Origin of the sequence: Massilia timonae CCUG 45783, from assembly GCF_000315425.1 — a bacterium.
Taxonomy (GTDB): Bacteria; Pseudomonadota; Gammaproteobacteria; order Burkholderiales; family Burkholderiaceae_D; genus Telluria; species Telluria timonae.
This window is the reverse complement of sequence record NZ_JH992922.1, coordinates 24,039-44,766: the sequence shown is the minus strand read 5'-3', so window position 1 is coordinate 44,766 and position 20,728 is coordinate 24,039. Positions and strand designations below refer to the sequence as shown.

Sequence of the window (20,728 nt, the reverse complement as noted above, 5' to 3'; positions counted from 1 at the left end):
TATGAGGGATTACTTCTTCGGCGTCGCGTCGAAGGCGCGCAGTCCGCCGCACAGCAGGTCGCTCGGCACGCCGAGGGCCCATGCGGCCGCCACCGCCGCCAGCACGTTTTCCGGGTACTTCACGGTCGACGGCTTCATCGCCGACAGCGCGATCAGCGGCGTTTCCTGCTCGCCCGCGGCCAGCACGATGCGGCCGTCGCGCGCGAACACGACGCGTTCGCCGTTCTGGCGGTGCGCAGCCAGGATCGGGTTGGTCTCGTCGGCGGCGTAATAGATCACGCTGCCGTCGCACAGCTCGGCCAGGCCGGCGACTCGTTCGTCGGCCGCGTTCAGCACCGCCACGCCGTCCGGCAGGATCACGTCGACCTGGCTGCGGATCACGTTGCGCATCGCATCCTCGTCGCGCACGTAGAACTCGGCCACGTCCTCGATGCCGTTCATGTCGGTCACCACGCCGACCGTGCAGCGGTCGTAGGGCAGGCCTTCCTGCAGGATCGAGCGCGCGTTCGATTCGAACACGGCGGTTTGCACGTTGCGGTTGATCAGGATGCGCTGGGCCGCTTCGACGCCGGTCGAATCGCGGTGCGAGATGGCGCGCGCGTTCAGGTACAGGCCTTCGCCGTTGGCGACGCCGACTTCCTTGCGCGTGATGTTGACCAGGCAGCCGACCAGGCGCGTGATCAGGCTGCAGCCCTTCGAGCCGGTCACGCCGACCACCGGGATGCGCGCCGTTTCGCCATCGGCGAACAGGTGGTCGACGATGTCCTTGCCGACGTTGCGCGCTGTGCCGCTGGCCGGCTTCATGTGGGCCAGCAGGCCCGGGCTGGCGTTGACTTCGATGACGGCGCCGCGCTGTTCCTCGAGCGGACGCGAGATGTCTTCGCACACCAGGTCGATGCCGGCGATGTCCAGGCCGACGATGCGCGCGGCCAGGGCGGCGGCGTGGGCGACGTCGGGGTGCACCAGGTCGGTCACGTCGTCGGCGACGTTGCCGTTCACCTGGATCAGCACTTTCTGGCCTTCGGGCGGAACCGAGTCGGGCGTGAGGCCCTGGCGCTGCAGTTGCAGCTGGTTTTCTTCGCTCTCGCGCGGCTTGACGGGGCTGAGCGGGAATTCTTCGCTCTCGCCGCGGCGCGGGTCGATATTGATCTGGGTGTCGCACAGCGCGGCCACGTTGCTCCGGCCGTCGCCCGTCACCCAGACCGATTCGCCGCGCGCGGCAGCGACCACCTTGCGGCCGACCACCAGCAGGCGGTGTTCGTTGCCGGTGACGTAGCGCTCGACCAGCACGGATTTACTCTCACCCTCCAGCGACGCGATGGTGTAGGCGGCCTTGACCTCGGCCTCGGTCATCAGGTTGAGCGACACGCCGCGGCCGTGGTTGGCGTCGATCGGCTTCACGACCACCGGCAGGCCGATGTCCTGGGCTTCTTCCCAGGCGTCGTCCGGGCTGCGCGCGATCGCGCCTTCCGGCACCGGCACGCCGCAGGAGGCGAGCAGGGACTTGGTCATGTCCTTGTCGCTGGCGATGCCTTCGGCGATCGCGCTGGTGCGGTCGGTTTCGGCGGTCCAGATGCGGCGCTGTGCCGCGCCATAGCCGAGCTGCACCAGGTTGCCGTCGGTGAGGCGGATCGAGGGGATGCGGCGATCGGTGGCGGCGTCCACGATGTGGGCGGTGGACGGACCCAGGCAGTGACGGTCGACCATGTCGGTCAGGCGCGCGACTTCACTGGAAAGGTCGAACGGCTCGTCGTTGATCGCGGCCATCATCAGGCGGTGGGCGACGTCGAGCGCGGCGCGGCCGACCGTTTCATCACGGGTGCGGAAGGCCATCTTGTAGATGGCGTGCTCGCCGGTCGAGCGGGTCTTGCCGAAGCCGGTCTTCATGCCGGCCAGGTTCTGCACCTCGAGCACGATGTGTTCGAGGATGTGGCCGGCCCAGGTGCCGTCACGCAGGCGCTCCAGGAAGCCGCCGCGGTAGCCGACGCCGCAGTGGTGCTCGACCAATCCGGGCAGCCAGGCGATCAGGCGCTCGGTGAAGCCGGGAAGAAGATTCGAGGGGTAGTCTTCCAGCTCGCCGATGTCGAGCCAGGCCTCGAGTACCGGACGGTAGGTCCAGATATTCGGTCCGCGCAGGTAGCTCACGCGCAGGAATTTGATGTCATTCTTCTTGGTCATGTAATCACTTTTGCCACCTGGCGCCTCTCTCGCGCTGGCGACTTGTCCTTGTCTGCCCGACTTTCAAAACGGTGCCGAAAGCGGCCGCGACCCGCCGAATACAGGTACACTTGCCGGCCTGCTGCGCCGCAACATTCCTACTAACACGTTTCTCGTGTCATCCAAACGATACGCACAAACGTTCTAGCGCTCTGTGGAGCGTTTCACGCAACGGCGTAACGACGGTCCTTGTGCATCGCCGGTTCGGCGCCATGTCCACCCTTAGAGAACAAAAGCCTGTTATCGGGCGCAATACATGACAACTCAACAACCTGCTATTCCACCGTCGCTTGCGGTAGCCGCCAGTTCCGTACCTGAACGGTGGCAAAGTGACGTCGCGAAACAGCTTGCACCAGGGGAAAACGTTTTAAGCAGCGTGGAGGTTGACCTCGACGCGAAATTACATTTTTCAAAAGGCCTGTTGCTGGTGACGAATCGCCGCCTGCTGGCGCGCGCGCCGGGCGAGACCGCGTGGCGTGACTGGCCGCACCGCGCCGGCACCGCGCTGCGCCACCATGACCACGCCGGCGTCGGGCATCTCGAGCTGGTCGACGAAGGCGGATTACTGGCCGCCTGGCGCTTCACCCTGGGCCAGAACCTGCACGCGATCCGCGTCGCCGACCAGTTCCGCGACCAGGTCCATAGCGTGGCCACCGGCGTGCCCGTGCTGCCGCCCGACCAGCACACTTGTCCAAGTTGCAAGGCACCGCTCGAGCCGGACCAGGAAGACTGCCCGATCTGCGAAAAAGTGCTGCATACGCCGCCGTCGACCTGGACCTTGTTCCGCCTGTGGCGCTTCGCCAAGCCCTATAAAGGGCAGCTGCTGCTGGGCTTCCTGCTGATGCTGGGCTCGACCGGCGCGCACATGATCCCGCCGTACCTGACGATGCCGCTGATGGACAATGTCCTGATCCCGTACCAGAACGGGCAGGCGATCGACACCAGTCTTGTCTATTTATACATGGGCGGCCTGTTCGGCGCCGCACTGCTGGCCTGGCTGCTGGGCTGGGCCAAGACCTATGTGCTGGCGCTGGCGTCCGAACGCATCGGCGCGGACCTGCGCTCGACCACCTATGAACACCTGATGCGGCTGTCGCTCGAATTTTTCGGCGGCAAGCGCACCGGCGACCTGATGGCGCGTATCGGCAGCGGCTCGGACCGGATCTGCGTCTTCCTGTCGCTGCACCTGCTCGACTTCCTGTCGGACGTCCTGATGATCATCATGACGGGCCTCATCCTGTTTACCATCAACCCGTGGCTGGCCGTGGTGACCCTGCTGCCGCTGCCGTTCATCGCGTGGATGATCCACATCGTGCGCGACAAGCTGCGCACCGGCTTCGAAAAGATCGACCGCGTCTGGGGCGAGGTGACCAATGTGCTGGCCGACACCATCCCCGGCATCCGGGTGGTGAAGGCCTTTGCCCAGGAAAAGCGCGAGGCGGCCCGCTTCCGCGAAGCCAACAAGCACAATCTGGCGGTCAACGACAAGCTGAACCGGGTGTGGTCGCTGTTCTCGCCGACTGTGTCGTTCCTGACCGAACTCGGCTTGCTCGTGATCTGGTGCTTCGGCATCTGGCAGGTGTCGCGCGGCGACATCACGGTGGGCACGCTGTCGGCCTTCATCGCCTACAGCGGCCGTTTCTACGTGCGCCTGGATTCGATGAGCCGCATCGTGTCGGTGACGCAAAAATCGGCCTCGGCCGCCAAGCGCATCTTCGACATCCTCGACCACGTCTCGAGCGTGCCGGACCCGGTCAATCCGGTGAAGGTCGACAAGATCGAGGGCAATATCGAGCTGCGCGAAGTCGGTTTCCGTTACGGCAACCGCGCGGTCAACCGCGGCATCTCGCTCAAGATCAAGGCCGGCGAAATGGTCGGTCTGGTGGGCCACAGCGGTTCGGGCAAGAGCACGCTGGTCAACCTGATCTGCCGTTTCTACGACGTGGCCGAAGGCGCGATCCTGCTCGATGGCCAGGACATCCGCTCGTTCGCGGTGGCCGATTACCGCCGCAATATCGGCCTGGTGCTGCAGGAGCCGTTCCTGTTCTTCGGCACGATCGCAGAGAATATCGCCTATGGCAAACCGAACGCCACGCGCGAAGAGATCATCGCGTCGGCGCGCGCAGCCCACGCCCACGAATTCATCCTGCGCCTGCCGCAGGGCTACGATTCGATGGTCGGCGAGCGCGGCCAGGGCCTGTCGGGCGGCGAGCGCCAGCGCATCTCGATCGCGCGCGCGCTGTTGATCGATCCGCCGATCCTGATCCTGGACGAAGCGACCTCGTCGGTGGACTCGGAAACCGAAAAGGAAATCCAGAAGGCGCTCGACAACCTCGTGCAGGGCCGCACCACGATCGCCATCGCGCACCGACTGTCGACCCTGCACCGGGCCGACCGCCTGGTGGTGCTGGACCGCGGCGTGGTGGTCGAGGAAGGCAGCCACGACGAGCTGATGGCGCGCGAGGGCGCTTACCACCGCCTCTACGAAGCGCAGGCGCGCAACGTGGACCAGGACCTGGACGACAAGGACGCATAAATGACATCGACTACGTTGAATACGGCCTTCCAGCTGCGCCGCGACAGCTTTGGCAAACTCATTATTACCCTGGAAAACGGCGAGGAATGGGGCGGCGTGACGCCGGTGCGCGCCTTCCCGATCCAGGCGCCGACCAAGGGCATCTCGCTGGTGCGCGACGGCGGCAAGGAAGTCGCCTGGATCGACGACCTGGCCGACATGCCGGACACGATCCGCACCCTGATCCGCGAGGAAATCGAAGGCCGCGAGTTCATTCCCGAGATCCTGGCCATCATGGACGTGTCGAGCTTCGCCACCCCCTGCACCTGGTTCGTGAAAACCGACCGCGGCGACACCGAGTTCGTGCTGAAGGTGGACGAGGACATCCGCCGCATCGGCGAAGCCTCGCTGCTGGTGGCGGACAACCACGGCATCAACTTCCTGGTGCGCGATATGTTCAAGATCGACAAGCACAGCCGCAAGATCCTCGACCGCTTTTTGTAAGTCTGCTGTGAACCTGTATTGAACCGGGCGCTGGACAGTTCGACTATCCAGCGTTCGGCCACCCACATACCCGCGTTGACGATCCGGCTACAGTCTCCTCATCGGCCACATGGCCATGCTCAGGAGAAGACAATGGATTCCATCAACCGCAACCAACCCGAAGAAAACCGCCGCGACCTGGCCGGCGTGGACGCGATCGAGCGCATCAAGGACATGATCGACGACGCCGATTCGTGCTTCTTTTGCACCGGTAATGGCCAGGGCCCGAGCCGCGGCGTGCGCCCGATGAGCGTGCGCGAGACCGACGACGCCGGCGCCATCTGGTTCCTCAGCAGCATCGACAGCCACAAGAACCAGGAATTGCAGGCCAATCCGAGCGTCAAGCTGTTCTTCCAGTCGGGCAAGCATTCCGGCTTCCTGGAACTGGACGGCCACGCCGAGATCTCGCAGGACAAGGCGCGCATCAAGCAATTGTGGAACTCGATGCTCAAGACCTGGTTCACCGAGGGCGAGGACGATCCGCGCATCACCGTTATCAAGATCACGCCCAAGACCGGCTATTACTGGGACAACAAGCACGGCGACGCGGTGGCCGGCGTCAAGGTCGCGGTCGGCGCGGTGATTGGCAAGACGCTCGATGATTCGATCGAAGGTACACTGTCCTTCTAATATATAGAGGGAGGAGGACGGGTGCATTTCATCCTGGCGACGATCGGCTCGGCCGGCGACCTGTTTCCCTTTCTCTGGATCGGCCGCGCGCTGCGCGAGCGCGGCAACCGGGTCGATTTCCTCGGCCCGCAGCAGCATGCGCAGTATGTCGAGGCAGCCGGACTCACCTTCCACGGTTTGCCGGCCGACATGGCCGTGCTCGATCATCCCGACCTGTGGCACGCGACCCGCGGCCTGGCCGTGGTGTGGGAAGCGACGCGGCCGGCGATGGCGCAGCTGCCGCGGGTGGTCGAGACGCTCGCCCGCAAACAGCCGAACGAGCGGCGCGTGCTGCTGGTCCATCCGCTGGCCTTGCCGGAAGCCGACCTGTGCCGCCATGCCTGTCCCGGCCTGAAGATCGCGGCGGCCTGGCTGGCGCCCTCCAACCTGCCGACGTTGCACGATCCGCTGCTGCTCGGTCCCTGGCCGGTGCCCACCTGGGTGCCGCATGGCGCGCGCCGCTGGCTGTGGCGTGCGCTGGCGGCGCGCTTCCTCGATCCGGTGGCGCTGCCCAGCCTGAACACGGCGCGCGTGGCACGGGGCTTGCCGCAAGTCGACAGCATGGTTAATACCATCCCGTCCATCCCCGACCTGTCGCTGGCCCTGTTCCCCGACTGGTTCGCCGCGCCGCCACCGGATTGGCCCCGGCCGCTCTACCAGGCCGGCTTCCCGCTCTATGACCCGGACCCGAATGCCGCGCCGAGCGTCCGGCTGCGCGCGTTTCTTGACGGCGGCGCGCCGCCGGTCGTGTTCACGCCCGGCACCGGCAACCGCCAGGCGCGCGGCTATTTCGAAGCGGCGGCGCAGGCGGTGACCCAGCTCGGCCTGCGCGCGGTGTTCCTGACGCCGCACGTCGAACAGTTGCCGGCCACGCTCGCCCCCAGCATCTGCTGGCAGGAATACGTCCCGTTGAAGGCCTTGCTGCCCCATGTGGCGGCCCTGGTCCATCACGGCGGCATCGGCACCACGGCCGAAGCCTTGCGCGCGGGCACGCCGCAACTGGTGGTGCCGCTGGCCCACGACCAGTTCGACAATGCGGCGCGGGTGGTGGCGATGGGCGCCGGCGCCAGCCTGCATGCGGCGCGCGTCACGCCGGCGCGCATGGCGAAGGCCTTGCAGCGCGTGGTCGGGAACCCGCAGGTCGCGGCGCAGAGCACCGCGCTCGCCGCGCGCTTCGCGGGGCAGGGCGGCGTCGATGGGGTCTGTGCGCGCCTGGAAACCCTGGCTTGACCGCATTGTTGGCAAGCGCACCGACGTCGGGCGATGGCAGGCGTCCAATAGGGCATTCTCGATCATGCCGGAGGGCAGATGCCCAGCAAAACTTCCAACAAGAAAAAAAACATGGCCGAAGACGGCTACGTCCACGTGCGCGGCGCGCGCGAACACAATCTGAAGAACGTCGACCTCGACATCCCGCGCGGGCAGCTGGTGGTGTTCACTGGCGTGTCCGGCTCGGGCAAGTCGTCGCTGGCCTTCGGTACCCTGTACGCCGAAGCCCAGCGGCGCTACCTGGAATCGGTCTCGCCCTATGCGCGCCGCCTGTTCCACCAGATGCCGGTGCCCGAGGTCGACGAGATCGAAGGCTTGCCGCCAGCCGTCGCCCTGCAGCAGCAGCGCGGCACGCCCACCGCGCGCTCGTCGGTCGGCAGCGTCAGCACCTTGAGCAATTCGCTGCGCATGCTGTATTCGCGCGCCGGCGATTATCCGAAAGGGCAGGAGCTGCTGTATGCCGAATCGTTCTCGCCCAACACGCCGCAAGGCGCCTGCCCGCGCTGCTCGGGCCTGGGCCGCATCTACGACGTGACCGAACACTCGATGGTGCCGGACGACAGCCTCACGATCCGCGAACGGGCGATCGCCGCCTGGCCGCCGGCCTGGCATGGCCAGAACCTGCGCGACATCCTGGTCACGCTCGGCTACGACGTCGACACCCCGTGGCGCGAGCTGCCGAAGAAGGACCGCGACTGGATCCTGTACACGGACGAGAGCCCGACGGTGCCGGTGTACGCCGGCCTGAGCCCGAAGGAAACGAAGGCGGCATTGAAGCGCAAGGACACGCCCAGCTACCAGGGCACCTTCACCGGCGTGCGGCGCTACGTGATGCAGACCTTCGCCAATACCGAAAGCGCCTCGATGAAGAAGCGCGTGGCGCGCTACATGGTCAGCACCGCCTGTCCGGAATGCGAAGGCAAGCGCCTGCGGCGCGAGTCGCTGTCGGTCACCTTCGCCGGCCATGATATCGCCGAGATCTCGCGCCTGCCGCTGGCGCGCCTGGCAGAGCTGCTCCAGCCCTACGCACAGGGCAAGGACAAGGACGACGGACACCTGCACAACGAGCAGCTGATCGTGCGCCGCCGCATTGCCGCCGACCTGGCCGCGCGCCTGGAAGTGCTGCTGGCGCTGGGCCTGGGCTACCTGGCGCTGGAGCGCAGCACGCCGACCCTGTCGCCGGGCGAGTTGCAGCGCCTGCGCCTGGCGACGCAGGTGCGATCGAGCCTGTTCGGCGTGGTCTACGTGCTCGACGAGCCATCGAGCGGCCTGCACCCGGCCGACACCGAAGCCCTGCTCGACGCGCTGGCCCAGCTGAAGGCGGCCGGCAACTCGCTGTTCGTGGTCGAACACGCGCTGGACGTGATCCGGCAGGCCGACTGGCTGGTCGATGTCGGCCCGCTGGCGGGCGAGCGTGGCGGCCAGGTGTTGTACAGCGGCGTGCCGGACGGGCTGCGCAAGGTCGAGAAGTCGCAGACCCGGCGCTACCTGTTCGGCGAAGCGCCGCCGCCCCAGCGCACGCCGCGCGAACCCACCGGCTGGCTGACGCTTGCAGGCATCCACCGCAACAACCTGAACGACCTGGAAGTCGCTTTCCCGCTCGGCGTGCTGACCAGCGTGACCGGCGTGTCCGGCTCCGGCAAGTCGAGCCTGGTGAGCCAGGTGCTGGTCGAACTGGTGGGCCAGGCCCTGGGGCAGGGCGGCGCGGCGCAGGACGAGCAGCCGGACGAGCCGGACCTGGAACGCGACGAGGAACTGCCGCTCGAAGGCCGCATCGTGTCCGGCATGGAGGGCGTGCGGCGCCTGGTGCGGGTCGACCAGAAACCGATCGGCCGCACGCCGCGCTCGAACCTGGCGACCTATACCGGCCTGTTCGACCAGGTCAGAAAGCTGTTTGCCGCGACGGAGGATGCGAAGAAGCGCCGCTACGACGCCGGCCGCTTCTCGTTCAACGTCGCCAAGGGGCGCTGCGAGCATTGCGCCGGCGAGGGCTTCGTGATGGTCGAACTGCTGTTCCTGCCCAGCGTCTACGCGCCATGCCCGACCTGCGAAGGGGCGCGCTACAACGCCGAGACGCTGGAGGTGACCTATCGCGGCAAGAACATCGCCGAGGTGCTGGGCATGACGGTGGGCGAGGCGATCGACTTCTTCAAGGACGAATCACCCGTCGAGCGCTCGCTGGAAGTACTCAATGAGGTCGGCCTGGACTACCTGCGCCTGGGCCAGCCGGCCACGGAGCTCTCCGGCGGCGAGGCGCAGCGCATCAAGCTGGCCTCCGAACTGCAGCGCGCCACGCGCGGCAATGCGCTGTATGTGCTGGACGAACCGACCACCGGCCTGCACCCGGTCGACGCCGACCGCCTGATGGTGCAATTGAACCGCCTGGTCGATGCCGGCAACACCGTGATCGTGGTGGAGCACACGATGCGGGTGGTGGCCGGCAGCGATTGGGTGATCGACGTCGGCCCCGGCGCCGGCGACGAAGGCGGTTCGGTGGTGGCTTCCGGTCCACCCCAGGAAGTCGCACGCAACAAGAAAAGTCGCACTGCGCGCTACCTGGCTGCGCAGATAACTTAATGAAAGTAATGGAAACCGGCGAGCCGAGCGGTGCGCCGGTTTTGTGTGCATTTTGATAAGATCGTTCCTTCGCCAGTCGGGACGCGCTTGCGCACGACCGTGCCGCTTTCGTGTGCGCGATATTTCACGTTTGCGTTACACTTAGGATATTTTTTTTCTAACAGAACAACAGGCATGGCCGGTCCAACCATCGAAAACAGCGAGTTTCGCCGCATTCTCACCCGTAACGTCGCGCTGCCGCTGGGCATGAGTATTGTTAGCGCGATCGTGTTTGTGGGCATCATCGCCTACCTGATCAACAGCCTGACCTGGGTCGAGCATTCCCAGAAAGTCATCGGCGGCGCCCATGAAATCCGCAAGTTGTCGGCCGAGATGGAATCGGGCATGCGCGGCTACCTGCTGGCGGGCGACGAGGAATTTCTGTCTCCCTACGTCCTGTCCAGGCAGCGCATGGCGTCCAGCCTGGATTCGCTGGGCGAACTGGTCGAGGATAACCTCGCCCAGGCCGAGCGGCTGACCCGCATCACCCAGATCCAGAAGCAGTGGGAAGCCTTCGCCCAGGAGATGATCGATCGCCGCCGGGCCAATGACATCGGCTATATCGATGCGGTCAGCAGCGGCCGCGGCAAGGCGCTGACCGACGAGATGCGCCGCAACTTCGACCTGGTGCTGGCCTCCGAGATGCGCTTGCTGCAGGAACGCAGCGATTCGGCGCGCAGCACCACGTTCTGGTCGGTGGCGGCCTTCCTGCTCCTGTCCGCGATCGTCGGCGGCAGCCTGGCCGCCTTCGGCCGGCGCCAGCTGGTGCGCCTGTCCGACACCTATAACGAGGTGCTGCGGCACGAGGCCGAGCACAACGACAAGCTGCGCCACCAGGACTGGCTGCGCACCGGCCAGAACGAACTCAATGTGCGCAGCGCCGGCCAGATCAACCTGGAGCCGCTGGCCGAGGCCGTGCTGCCCTACGTGGTGAAGTACCTCGACGGCGTGATCGGCGCCATGTACGTGCGTAGCGACGACGGCGCGATGCGCCGCATCGGCGCCTATGGTTTCAAGCACACGGACACCGAGCGCGCCGAGATCATCGCGCCGGGCGCCACGCTGGCCAGCAAGGCCGCCGAAGAGAACCGCCTGATGGTGCTCGACCAGCTGCCGCCCGATTACATCAAGGTGAGTTCGAGCCTGGGCGACACGCCGCCGCGCACCGTGGTCATCGCGCCGTTCCACAACCACGGCAAGGTCAAGGGCGTGTTCGAAATCGCCTTCCTGCGTCCGGTGGAGCAGCGCGACCGCGAGTTCCTGGGCTTCATCGCGCAATCGGTCGGCGCCGCCATGGCTGCGGTGCTGTACCGCCAGCGCCTGCAGGACGCGCTGGAAGAAAGCCAGACCCTGAACGAGGAATTGCAGGTGCAGCAGGAAGAGCTGCGCACCGCCAACGAAGAGCTGGAAGAACAGTCGCGCGCGCTGGAAGAGTCGCAGTCGGCGCTGGAAAACCAGCAGGCCGAGCTGCGCACCACCAACGACCAGCTGGCCGAGCAGGCGCTGAACCTGGACATGAAGAACTCGGCCCTGCAATCGGCCCAGGAGCAGCTGCACCAGCGCGCGGTCGAACTCGAAAGCGCGAGCCGCTACAAGTCCGAATTCCTGGCCAATATGTCGCACGAGCTGCGCACGCCGCTGAACAGCTCCCTGATCCTGGCCAAGCTGTTGGCCGACAACACCAGCGGCAACCTGTCCGACGAACAGGTGCGCTTCGCCCAGACGATCTACTCGGCCGGCAACGACCTGCTGCAGCTGATTAACGACATCCTCGACATCTCGAAAGTCGAGGCGGGCAAGCTGGAACTGGTGCCGGAAGACGTGCCGGTGCGGCGCGTGGTCGAGGGCCTGGCCCGCACCTTCGAGCCGCTGGCGCGCCAGAAGCAGCTCGAGTTCAGGATCGCCGTCGAGCCGGGCGTGCCGGCCAGCCTGCATACCGACCGCCAGCGCATGGAGCAGATCCTCAAGAACCTGCTGTCGAATGCGGTGAAGTTCACCGAGGTCGGCGCGGTCAGCCTGTCGGTGTCGACCACGCCCGAGGGCGACATCGCCTTCCGCGTGCAGGACACCGGCATCGGCATCGCGCCCGACCAGCAGGACAAGATCTTCGACGCCTTCCACCAGGCCGACGGCACCACCAGCCGCCGCTTCGGCGGCACCGGCCTGGGCCTGTCGATCACGCGCGACCTGACCCGCCTGCTGGGCGGCAGCGTGGCCGTGTCGAGCGCGCCGAACGAGGGCAGCGTGTTTACCCTGGTCCTGCCACGCGGGATTCCGGCGGTGCCGGCGCCGGCCGAGCTGCCGGTCGCCTCGGCCCCGCTGCCGCATTACACGCCGGCGCCGGCGCCGAGCGCTCCGGCGTCCGCCGCGCCCGCGGCCAGCCTTGAGCCGGTCAACAGCTTCCCGGACGACCGCGACAAGCCGGCCGACGGCCGCCGCACCGTGCTGGTGGTGGAAGACGAAGCGCCGTTCGCGCGCATCCTGTACGACCTGGCGCGCGAACTCGATTACCGCTGCCTGGTGGCGATGAGCGCCGACGAGGGCCTGGCGCTGGCCGTCAGCCAGCGTCCGGACGCCGTGCTGCTGGACGTGCGCCTGCCGGACCGCTCGGGCCTGACCGTGCTGCAGCAACTGAAGGACAATCCGTCGACCCGTCACATTCCCGTGCACGTCATCTCGAGCATCGAGAACGGCGGCGAAGCGCTGCACCTGGGCGCCATCGGCTATGCGCTCAAGCCGACCAGCCGCGAAGAGCTGGAAGACGTGTTCCGCAAGCTGCAAGAGAAATCGAGCCAGAAGATCAAGCGCGTGCTGCTGGTCGAGGACGACGAGCGCCAGCGCGAGAGCGTGGTGGCCCTGATCGCCGACGACGACGTCGAGATCGCGGCCGTGGGCACCGCCAGCGAGGCGCTCACGCACCTGAAGAACGAAGTCTTCGACTGCATGATCATCGACCTCAAGCTGCCCGACATGCAGGGCGGCGAGCTGCTCGAGCGCATGTCGCATGAAGAGCTGTGCTCGTTCCCGCCGGTGATCGTGTACACCGGCCGCAACCTCACGCGCGACGAAGAGGCCGAACTGCTGCGCTATTCGCGCTCGATCATCATCAAGGGCGCGCGCTCGCCGGAGCGCCTGCTGGACGAAGTGACGCTGTTCCTGCACAAGGTGGAGTCCGAGCTGTCGACCGAGCGCCAGAGCATGCTCAAGGCGGTGCGCGGACGCGACCGCGTGTTCGAAGGCCGCACCATCCTGCTGGTCGACGACGACGTGCGCAATGTGTTCGCCTTGACGTCCGCGCTGGAGCAGCGGGGGGCGAAGATCGAAGTCGGCCGGAATGGATTCGAAGCGATTGCAAAACTGGATGAAGTGCCGGGGATCGACCTGGTGCTGATGGATATCATGATGCCGGGCATGGATGGCCTGGAAGCGACGCGCCGCATTCGCACCGACGGACGCTTCGACCGCCTGCCGATCATCGCCATCACCGCCAAGGCCATGAAGGACGACCAGGAGCAGTGCCTGGCCGCCGGCGCCAACGATTACCTGGCCAAACCGATTGACCTCTCCCGCCTGTACTCGCTGTTGCGGGTCTGGATGCCTACCCTGGAGCGAATTTGAGCCAACCCCCGAGCGACTTCGACATCGAGCTGCGGATGCTCGTCGAAGCCGTCTACCTGAAGTACAACTACGATTTCCGCGACTACACCGGCGCTTCGCAGAAGCGCCGGGTGCTGGTCGCCATGCGCGAGATGGAATGCGACACGGTGTCGGAACTGCAGTCGAAGGTGCTGCACGAGCCGAACGGTTTCGCCCAGCTGTTGCAATACCTGACGATCCCCGTCACCGAGATGTTCCGCGACCCGGAGTACTTCCTGGCGGTGCGCGAGCAGGTGGCGCCTTTCCTCAAGACCTACCCGTCGCTCAAGATCTGGGTGGCCGGCTGCAGCACCGGCGAGGAGGTGTATTCGCTGGCCATCCTGCTCAAGGAAGAGGGCTTGCTCGAGCGCAGCATCATCTATGCGACCGACATCAATCCCGAGTCGCTGGAAGCGGCGCGGCGCGGCGTGTTCCCGCTGGAGCGCATGCGCCTGTACACCGAGAACTACCAGAAGTCCGGCGGCAAGGCCGCGTTCTCGGACTATTACACGGCCGCCTATGGCGGCGCGCTGTTCGAGCGCAGCCTGATGGACAACGTGACCTTCGCCGACCACAGCCTGTCGACCGACAGCGTATTTTCGGAAACCCACTTCGTCAGCTGCCGCAACGTGCTGATCTACTTTAACCGGCGCCTGCAGGATCGCGTGCTCGGCCTGTTCCACGACTCGCTGTGCCACCGCGGCTTCCTGGGCCTGGGCAGCAAGGAAAGCATCGACTTTTCCAGCTACGCCGACCGCTTCGAGGCGCTGGCCAAGCGCGAGCGCCTGTTCCGCAAGGTGTCCCCATGAGCCCCGCACAGCAACTGGCCGCGGCCATGGGTTCGCGCCGGATCGAGATGGTCGTCATCGGCGGCTCGGCGGGCGGCGTCGACGCGCTGGTCGGCCTGGTGCCGGCGCTGCCGGCCGGGTTCGGCCCGGCCGTGACCTGCATCCTGCACGTGCCGCCGGACCGCGACAGCCGCCTGGCCGAGCTGTTCGCCATGCGCGCGGCGCTGCCGGTGCGCGAAGCGCAGGACAAGGAACCGATCCAGCCCGGCACCGTGTATTTCGCCGGTTCCGGCTACCACCTGTCGATAGAACAGGACCGCAGCTTTTCGCTCAGCTGCGAGCCGCCGGTGCAGTTCGCCCGGCCGGCGATCGATATACTGATGGAATCCGCCGCCGACGTGTATGGTCCGGCGCTGGCGGGTATACTGTTGACCGGCGCCAATTACGACGGCGCCGACGGCATGTGCCGCATCCGCGAGCGCGGCGGCCTGACCATCGTCCAAGACCCTGAAGAAGCACAGGCCAGTACGATGCCCGAAGAGGCGATCCGGCGCTGTGCCCCGCACCTGGTGCTGCCGCTGGCCGGCATCCGCACCGTGCTGCCCCTGTTGGAGACCCCATGAACCAGGACCCAAGCAAGATACTGATCGTCGACGACCTGCCGGAAAACCTGCAGGCGCTCGAGGCGCTGCTGCGCCATGAGCAGCGCGTCATCTACCAGGCGGGGTCCGGCGAACAGGCGCTGGCGCTGCTGCTCGAGCACGAGTTCGCGCTGGCGATCCTCGACGTGCAGATGCCGGGCATGGACGGCTTCGAGCTGGCCGAGGTGATGCGCTCGACCACCCGCACCCGCCACATTCCGATCGTGTTCGTCTCGGCCGCCGGGCGCGAACTCGATTACGCCTTCAAGGGCTACGAGAGCGGGGCGGTCGACTTCATGTACAAGCCGCTCGACGCCGACGCGGTGCGCAGCAAGGTCAACGTCTTCGTGGCGCTCGACCAGCAGCGGCGCGAGACGCGGCGCCAGATGCTGGCGCTGGAACAGAGCCGGCAGGAGCAAGAGGTGCTGCTGCGCGAGCTGAACCAGACCCAGCAGGAGCTGCAGCGCTCGCTGCGCATGCGCGACGAATTCATGTCGCTGGTGGCGCATGAGCTGCGTACGCCGCTCAACACGCTGTTCCTGGAAACGCAGATGCGCAGCCTGCAGCTCAAGCGCGGCAACACGGCCGCCTTCGGCGCCCAGCAGATGGAAGCGATGATCCAGCGCGACGAGCGCCAGATCAAGTCGATGATCCGGCTGATCGACGACATGCTCGACGTCTCGCGCATGCGCAGCGGCAAGCTGTCGATCCGCCCGGCCCAGGTCGAGCTGATGAACCTGCTGGAACGGGTGGTGAGCGACCTGTCGCTGCAGGCCGCCACCACCGGCAGTTCGCTGACCCTGCGCCCGCACGACGGCGTGACCGGCTGCTGGGACGAATTCCGCGTCGAGCAGGTGATCGTCAACCTGTTGACCAACGCGCTGCGCTATGGCTGCGGCCAGCCGGTCGAGGTCAGCGTCGAGCGCAGCGGCGACATGGTGCGGATCGACGTGCGCGACCAGGGCAAGGGCATCGCTTCGTCCGACCTGGAACGCATCTTCGAGCCTTACGAACGGGGCGCCCGCAATGGCGAGCCGAAAGGCCTGGGGCTGGGCCTGTACATCTCGCGCCAGCTGGCCATCTCGCACGGCGGCGAACTGCGCGTGACGAGCAAGCCCGGCGAAGGTTCGGTGTTCAGCCTGGTGCTGCCGTGCACCGACGTCCCGGTGTGCGCCGAAGCCGACGTTTGACCCATCCATAGGCGGGTGCATGTGGCGTCCTGGAGAGACGCCGGTTGCACCCGCTTGCCATTTACGACACACTGTCCGGGTTTGCTTCGAGGCCCTCCTTTATCAGGACGGCAAGACCGCACTTGACTGATAGCCAAAATCAATCAAGAGTATCGAATCAATCAATTTCACAAACGACGAGCGGGGCGGTAAACTGCTTGTCATACGTTTCATCAACCCCCAAACAGGAGATTACATGTCCCTCATCAACACCCAGATCAAGCCGTTCAAAGCAACCGCTTACCACAACGGCAAGTTCATCGACCTGACCGAAGAGAACTTCAAGGGTACCTGGTCGGTGGTGATGTTCTACCCGGCAGACTTCACCTTCGTCTGCCCAACCGAACTGGAAGATCTGGCCGCATTCCAGCCGGAATTCGAAAAGCTGGGCGTCAATGTGTACGGCGTCTCGACCGACAGCCACTTCGCTCACAAGGCATGGCACGACACCTCGGACGCGATCAAGAAAGTGAACTACCCGCTGATCGGCGACCCAACCGGCGTCCTGTCGCGTAACTTCGAAGTCATGATCGAAGAAGAAGGCATGGCACTGCGCGGCACCTTCGTGATCAACCCGGAAGGCCAGATCAAGATCATGGAAGTGCACGACAACGGCATCGGCCGCGACGCTTCGGAACTGATGCGCAAAGTCAAGGCAGCCCAGTACGTCGCTTCGCACCCAGGCGAAGTCTGCCCAGCCAAGTGGACCGAAGGCGCAGAAACCCTGACCCCGTCGCTGGACCTGGTCGGCAAGATCTAAGCAATACCTGTAGTTAAGTAGCACCCGTGAACGGGCCGCTGCGGCGGCCCGTTGCACGCCCGGTCTGTGCAAGTTAAGTGAAATAAACAAAAGGAAAAACATCATGCTGGACGCAACCCTCAAGAAACAGTTGCAAGCCTATCTGGAAAAAGTGGTGCAGCCGATTGAGCTGGTTGCATCGCTGGATGATTCGCCAAAATCGCGCGAAATGGACGAGCTGCTGAACGAGATCGCAGCCCTGTCCGACAAGATCACCGTGCGTCAGGAAGCCAACGAGCGCACCCCGTCGTTCGCGATCAACCGCGTCGGCACCGATATCGGCGTGCGCTTCGCCGGCATTCCGCTGGGCCACGAATTCACCTCGCTGGTGCTGGCCCTGCTGCACGTCGGCGGCCACACCATCAAGCTGGAACAAGCCGTCATCGACCAGATCGCAGCCCTGGACGGCGATTATGTTTTCGAGACCTACATCTCGCTGTCGTGCCATAACTGCCCGGAAGTCGTGCAGGCACTGAACACGATGTCGGTCATCAACCCGCGCATCAAGGTCGTGACGATCGATGGCGGCGTCTTCAAGAAGGAAGTGGAAGACAAGCAGATCCTGGCCGTGCCGATGATGTTCCTGAACGGCCAGCATTTCGGCCAGGGCCGCACCAACGTCGAAGAGATCCTGTCGAAGATCGACGTCAAGGGCGGTGAGCGCAAGGCTGCTGAACTGAGCCAGAAAGACCCATTCGACGTGCTGATCGTCGGCGGCGGCCCCGCCGGCGCGGCAGCCGCGATCTACGCAGCTCGCAAGGGCATCCGTACCGGCGTGCTGGCCGACCGCTTCGGCGGCCAGGTGCTGGACACCCTCGCGATCGAGAACTTCGTGTCGCTGAAGGCCACCGACGGTCCGAAATTCGCTGTCGCCCTGGAAGAACACGTCAAGGAATATGACGTCGACATCATGAACACCCAGCGCGCCAGCAAGCTGGTGGGCGGCAAGATGATCGAGGTGCATACCGAGAGCGGCGCGGTGCTCAAGTCGAAGACCGTGATCGTGGCGACCGGCGCCCGCTGGCGCGAGATCAACGTGCCGGGCGAGAAAGAGTACAAGAACCACGGCGTGGCGTACTGCCCGCACTGCGACGGCCCGCTGTTCAAGGGCAAGCGCGTGTCGGTGATCGGCGGCGGCAACTCCGGCGTCGAGGCGGCGATCGACCTGGCGGGCATCGTCAAGGAAGTGACCCTGATCGAATACGGCAATGAACTGCGCGCCGATGCGGTCCTGCAGCGCAAGCTTTACTCGCTGCCGAACGTCAAGGTAATCAAGTCGGCCCAGACCACCGAGATCCACGGCGACGGCAAGATCGTCAATGGCCTGAGCTACAAGGACCGCAATACCGGTGAGCTGCACAAGCTGGACCTGGAAGGCGTGTTCGTGCAGATCGGCCTGGTGCCGAACGCAGAATGGCTCAAGGGTACGATCGACCTGTCGGCGCACGGCGAGATCGAAGTCGATGCCCGCGGCCACACTTCGCTGCCGGGCGTGTTCGCCGCCGGCGACGTGACCACGGTGCCGTTCAAGCAGATCGTGATCGCCGTGGGCGAGGGCGCCAAGGCATCGCTGGCCGCTTTTGACCACCTGATCCGCCTGCCGGTGGAAGAGGAAGAGCAGAAAGCTGCTTGATGACCGGGCGGGCCACGCGGCCCGCCATGTCAAGGAAATGAACGCCGTCTTCCCTTGGGAAGGCGGCGTTTTTTATGCAGTGAGAATTAGTGGAACGAGAACAGCAAGGCCGACGACAGCGCGCCGGACTCCAGCAGGAACCAGGTGGCCGCGCTGGCAAGGGCCAGGTGGACTGCGGTCCAGGTCATAGGGCGGCGCGACATGATGGTTCTCCTGAAGATGGCGGATAGGTGAATGATGGTCACAATAGTAAATGTCTAGCTGGACACCCGGCATCGGTCAAATATCCGTCGGGTTGTAGGACTAAACCTTGTCGAGAATTTGTGTCGCACAATTGACACAAGTAGCCGTGGCACTACACCCATAACGTGACGACCCCGCCAAAAGTTGACCTCCTACGCTTGAAGTAGGTGGCGTCCTATAGTCGAGTTGTCGCCGTACTAATAAAGTCGGCGTCATCATGACCCGACACGATCCCACCCTCATGCACCGCGGCCTGCTCGCCGTGCGCCGCAATACCATCCGACGCCTCCTGAACGCCGTGTTCGGCATCGCGCAGCTGCGCGAAGGCCAGCAGCGCGTGATCGACAGCGTGCTCGACGGCAAGGACACCCTGGCCATCATGCCTACCGGCGGCGGCAAGTCGCTGTGCTACCAGATCCCGGCCAAGATGCTGGAGGGGATCACGGTCGTTGTTTCCCCACTCATCTCCCTCATGAAGGACCAGCTCGAGAAGCTGGAAGAGATCGGCATCCGCTCGGTCCAGGTCAACAGCAGCCTGTGCGCCGAAGAAGAACACGCGGCGCTCGAGGCGATCGCCAGCGAATCCTGCGAAATCGTGTTCTGCACGCCGGAACGCCTGGTCTCGCCCGAATTCATCGACGTGCTGCGCAAGGTCACGCTCGACATCGTCGTGATCGACGAGGCGCACTGCATCTCGCAATGGGGCCACGACTTCCGCCCGGCCTATATTGGCCTGGCCGCCGCGATCGAGGCGATCGGCCGCCCGCCGGTGCTGGCGCTCACGGCCACCGCCACCGACGAGGTGATCGCCGACATCGGCAAGCAGCTGGGCCGCAAGCTGAACGTGATCAATACCGGCATCTACCGGCCCAACCTGCATTACCGCGTGCGGCAAGTCACCAGCGCCAGGGAGAAATACCAGGAGGCGCTGCGCCTGGTGCAGCAGACGCCAGGCGTCGGCATCGTGTACGCCGCCACCGTCAAGGTGGCCGAGGAGATGCTGGCCGTGCTCGAAGAAGCCGGCGAATCGGTTACGCTCTACCACGGCAAGCTGTCGGCAGCCGAGCGAAAGATGAACCAGGACCTGTTCATGGAGGGCGAGCGGCGCGTGATGGTGGCCACCAATGCCTTCGGCATGGGCATCGACAAGAGCGATACCCGCTTCGTGATCCACCTGCAGATCCCGGCCAACCTCGAATCCTATTACCAGGAATCGGGCCGCGCCGGCCGCGACGGCCTGGACGCCGAGTGCACCCTGCTGTTCCTGCAGGACGACAAGCGCATCCAGCAGTTCTTCCTGGTCAAGCACTATCCGGATGCGCAAGAGCTGCAGCTGGTGCACGAGACCGTGCGCACCCTGCACGAGGACGGCCCCGTGACGGGCCGCCGTCTCGAACAGGCGCTGGAAGACATCGCCGAGTCGAATATCAAGGTCTGCCTCAAGCTGCTCAAGGACGCCAAGCTGGTGCGCCAGAACCGCAAGCTGGAATACCTGCCCAGCGCGGCCGAGCCGCGCCCTGGCGTGTATGCGCGCCTGGCCCAGGTGTATGTCCAGAAGCAGGAGCGCGACAAGGAAGCGCTGGACCAGATGGTGAGCTACGCGGTGAGCGGCTTTTGCCGCTGGAAGCTGCTGCTCGATTACTTCGGCGACCAGGCGCCCGGTTTCGAGAAATGCTGCAAGTGCGATAACTGCCTGAACCCGCCGGCCATGAGCCTGACCGAGGACATCGTCATCCGCGACGATGAGTTCGATCGCGAGCCTGCGCCTGAGCCGGTCAAGCCCAGATTCGAGGTCGGCGCGCGCGCCCGGTCGGCCAAGTATGGCGAAGGGGTGGTGGTCGCCATCGCCGGCGAGCAGGTGACGGTGGACTTTGCGGACGGGGAAAGCCGCAGCTTCATGGCTGACTTTCTCGAACAGGTGGAAGCCTAA

13 protein-coding genes are annotated in these 20,728 nt (G+C 65.2%); 12 read left to right on the top strand and 1 reads right to left on the bottom strand.

The window, feature by feature from the left end; genetic code table 11:
• Window positions 1-9: 9 nt before the first annotated feature.
• A complete protein-coding gene (locus HMPREF9710_RS00165) occupies window positions 10-2,178 on the bottom strand; it encodes a cyanophycin synthetase (protein WP_005662728.1) in 2,169 nt (722 codons plus the stop codon).
• A gap of 295 nt (window positions 2,179-2,473) precedes the next feature.
• On the opposite strand from HMPREF9710_RS00165, the gene HMPREF9710_RS00160 reads away from it, so the two are divergent.
• The 12 genes from HMPREF9710_RS00160 (at window position 2,474) to HMPREF9710_RS00105 (ending at window position 20,728) form a co-directional block, all read left to right on the top strand.
• Window positions 2,474-4,753 (top strand): cyanophycin metabolism-associated ABC transporter, encoded by a 2,280-nt coding sequence (locus HMPREF9710_RS00160; RefSeq protein ID WP_081589822.1) that lies wholly within the window; start codon window positions 2,474-2,476, stop codon window positions 4,751-4,753.
• Window positions 4,754-5,236, top strand: coding sequence for a cyanophycin metabolism-associated DUF1854 family protein (locus HMPREF9710_RS00155; RefSeq protein WP_005662724.1), 483 nt, complete (start codon window positions 4,754-4,756; stop codon window positions 5,234-5,236).
• Between the two features lie 132 nt (window positions 5,237-5,368).
• Window positions 5,369-5,905 carry a pyridoxamine 5'-phosphate oxidase family protein gene (locus tag HMPREF9710_RS00150; protein WP_005662721.1) on the top strand — a complete coding sequence of 179 codons (537 nt, stop codon included), beginning with the start codon at window positions 5,369-5,371 and terminating at the stop codon, window positions 5,903-5,905.
• A 21-nt stretch (window positions 5,906-5,926) separates the two neighbouring features.
• Window positions 5,927-7,174, top strand: coding sequence for a glycosyltransferase (locus HMPREF9710_RS00145; protein WP_005662718.1), 1,248 nt, complete (start codon window positions 5,927-5,929; stop codon window positions 7,172-7,174).
• A gap of 78 nt (window positions 7,175-7,252) precedes the next feature.
• Window positions 7,253-9,790 carry an excinuclease ABC subunit UvrA gene (gene uvrA, locus HMPREF9710_RS00140; RefSeq protein WP_005662717.1) on the top strand — a complete coding sequence of 846 codons (2,538 nt, stop codon included), beginning with the start codon at window positions 7,253-7,255 and terminating at the stop codon, window positions 9,788-9,790.
• A gap of 174 nt (window positions 9,791-9,964) precedes the next feature.
• On the top strand, window positions 9,965-13,447 hold the full coding sequence (locus HMPREF9710_RS00135) for a response regulator (RefSeq protein WP_005662716.1): 3,483 nt from the start codon (window positions 9,965-9,967) through the stop codon (window positions 13,445-13,447).
• Between the two features lie 35 nt (window positions 13,448-13,482).
• A complete protein-coding gene (locus HMPREF9710_RS00130) occupies window positions 13,483-14,274 on the top strand; it encodes a CheR family methyltransferase (protein ID WP_051205044.1) in 792 nt (263 codons plus the stop codon).
• Window positions 14,271-14,876 carry a chemotaxis protein CheB gene (locus HMPREF9710_RS00125; RefSeq protein ID WP_005662714.1) on the top strand — a complete coding sequence of 202 codons (606 nt, stop codon included), beginning with the start codon at window positions 14,271-14,273 and terminating at the stop codon, window positions 14,874-14,876. The genes HMPREF9710_RS00130 and HMPREF9710_RS00125 overlap by 4 nt, the downstream gene beginning before the upstream one ends.
• Window positions 14,873-16,084 carry a hybrid sensor histidine kinase/response regulator gene (locus HMPREF9710_RS00120; RefSeq protein ID WP_005662713.1) on the top strand — a complete coding sequence of 404 codons (1,212 nt, stop codon included), beginning with the start codon at window positions 14,873-14,875 and terminating at the stop codon, window positions 16,082-16,084. Before HMPREF9710_RS00125 ends, HMPREF9710_RS00120 begins: the two co-directional genes overlap by 4 nt.
• A gap of 235 nt (window positions 16,085-16,319) precedes the next feature.
• Complete coding sequence (gene ahpC, locus HMPREF9710_RS00115; protein WP_005662712.1) at window positions 16,320-16,883, top strand: alkyl hydroperoxide reductase subunit C; 564 nt, start codon at window positions 16,320-16,322, stop codon at window positions 16,881-16,883.
• Window positions 16,884-16,986: 103 nt separating this feature from the next.
• Entirely contained in the window at window positions 16,987-18,555 is a 1,569-nt protein-coding gene (gene ahpF / locus HMPREF9710_RS00110; protein WP_005662711.1) for an alkyl hydroperoxide reductase subunit F, read from the top strand.
• A gap of 460 nt (window positions 18,556-19,015) precedes the next feature.
• On the top strand, window positions 19,016-20,728 hold the full coding sequence (locus HMPREF9710_RS00105; protein WP_005662709.1) for a RecQ family ATP-dependent DNA helicase: 1,713 nt from the start codon (window positions 19,016-19,018) through the stop codon (window positions 20,726-20,728).

Excerpts from the sequence above, each read along its gene's own strand:
- HMPREF9710_RS00165 (WP_005662728.1), bottom strand. The coding sequence starts at position 2,178 with ATGACCAAGAAGAATGACATCAAATTCCTGCGCGTGAGCTACCTGCGC.
- HMPREF9710_RS00160 (WP_081589822.1), top strand. The coding sequence starts at position 2,474 with ATGACAACTCAACAACCTGCTATTCCACCGTCGCTTGCGGTAGCCGCC.
- HMPREF9710_RS00155 (WP_005662724.1), top strand. The coding sequence starts at position 4,754 with ATGACATCGACTACGTTGAATACGGCCTTCCAGCTGCGCCGCGACAGC.
- HMPREF9710_RS00150 (WP_005662721.1), top strand. The coding sequence starts at position 5,369 with ATGGATTCCATCAACCGCAACCAACCCGAAGAAAACCGCCGCGACCTG.
- uvrA (WP_005662717.1), top strand. The coding sequence starts at position 7,253 with ATGCCCAGCAAAACTTCCAACAAGAAAAAAAACATGGCCGAAGACGGC.
- HMPREF9710_RS00135 (WP_005662716.1), top strand. The coding sequence starts at position 9,965 with ATGGCCGGTCCAACCATCGAAAACAGCGAGTTTCGCCGCATTCTCACC.
- HMPREF9710_RS00130 (WP_051205044.1), top strand. The coding sequence starts at position 13,483 with ATGCTCGTCGAAGCCGTCTACCTGAAGTACAACTACGATTTCCGCGAC.
- HMPREF9710_RS00125 (WP_005662714.1), top strand. The coding sequence starts at position 14,271 with ATGAGCCCCGCACAGCAACTGGCCGCGGCCATGGGTTCGCGCCGGATC.
- HMPREF9710_RS00120 (WP_005662713.1), top strand. The coding sequence starts at position 14,873 with ATGAACCAGGACCCAAGCAAGATACTGATCGTCGACGACCTGCCGGAA.
- ahpC (WP_005662712.1), top strand. The coding sequence starts at position 16,320 with ATGTCCCTCATCAACACCCAGATCAAGCCGTTCAAAGCAACCGCTTAC.
- ahpF (WP_005662711.1), top strand. The coding sequence starts at position 16,987 with ATGCTGGACGCAACCCTCAAGAAACAGTTGCAAGCCTATCTGGAAAAA.
- HMPREF9710_RS00105 (WP_005662709.1), top strand. The coding sequence starts at position 19,016 with ATGACCCGACACGATCCCACCCTCATGCACCGCGGCCTGCTCGCCGTG.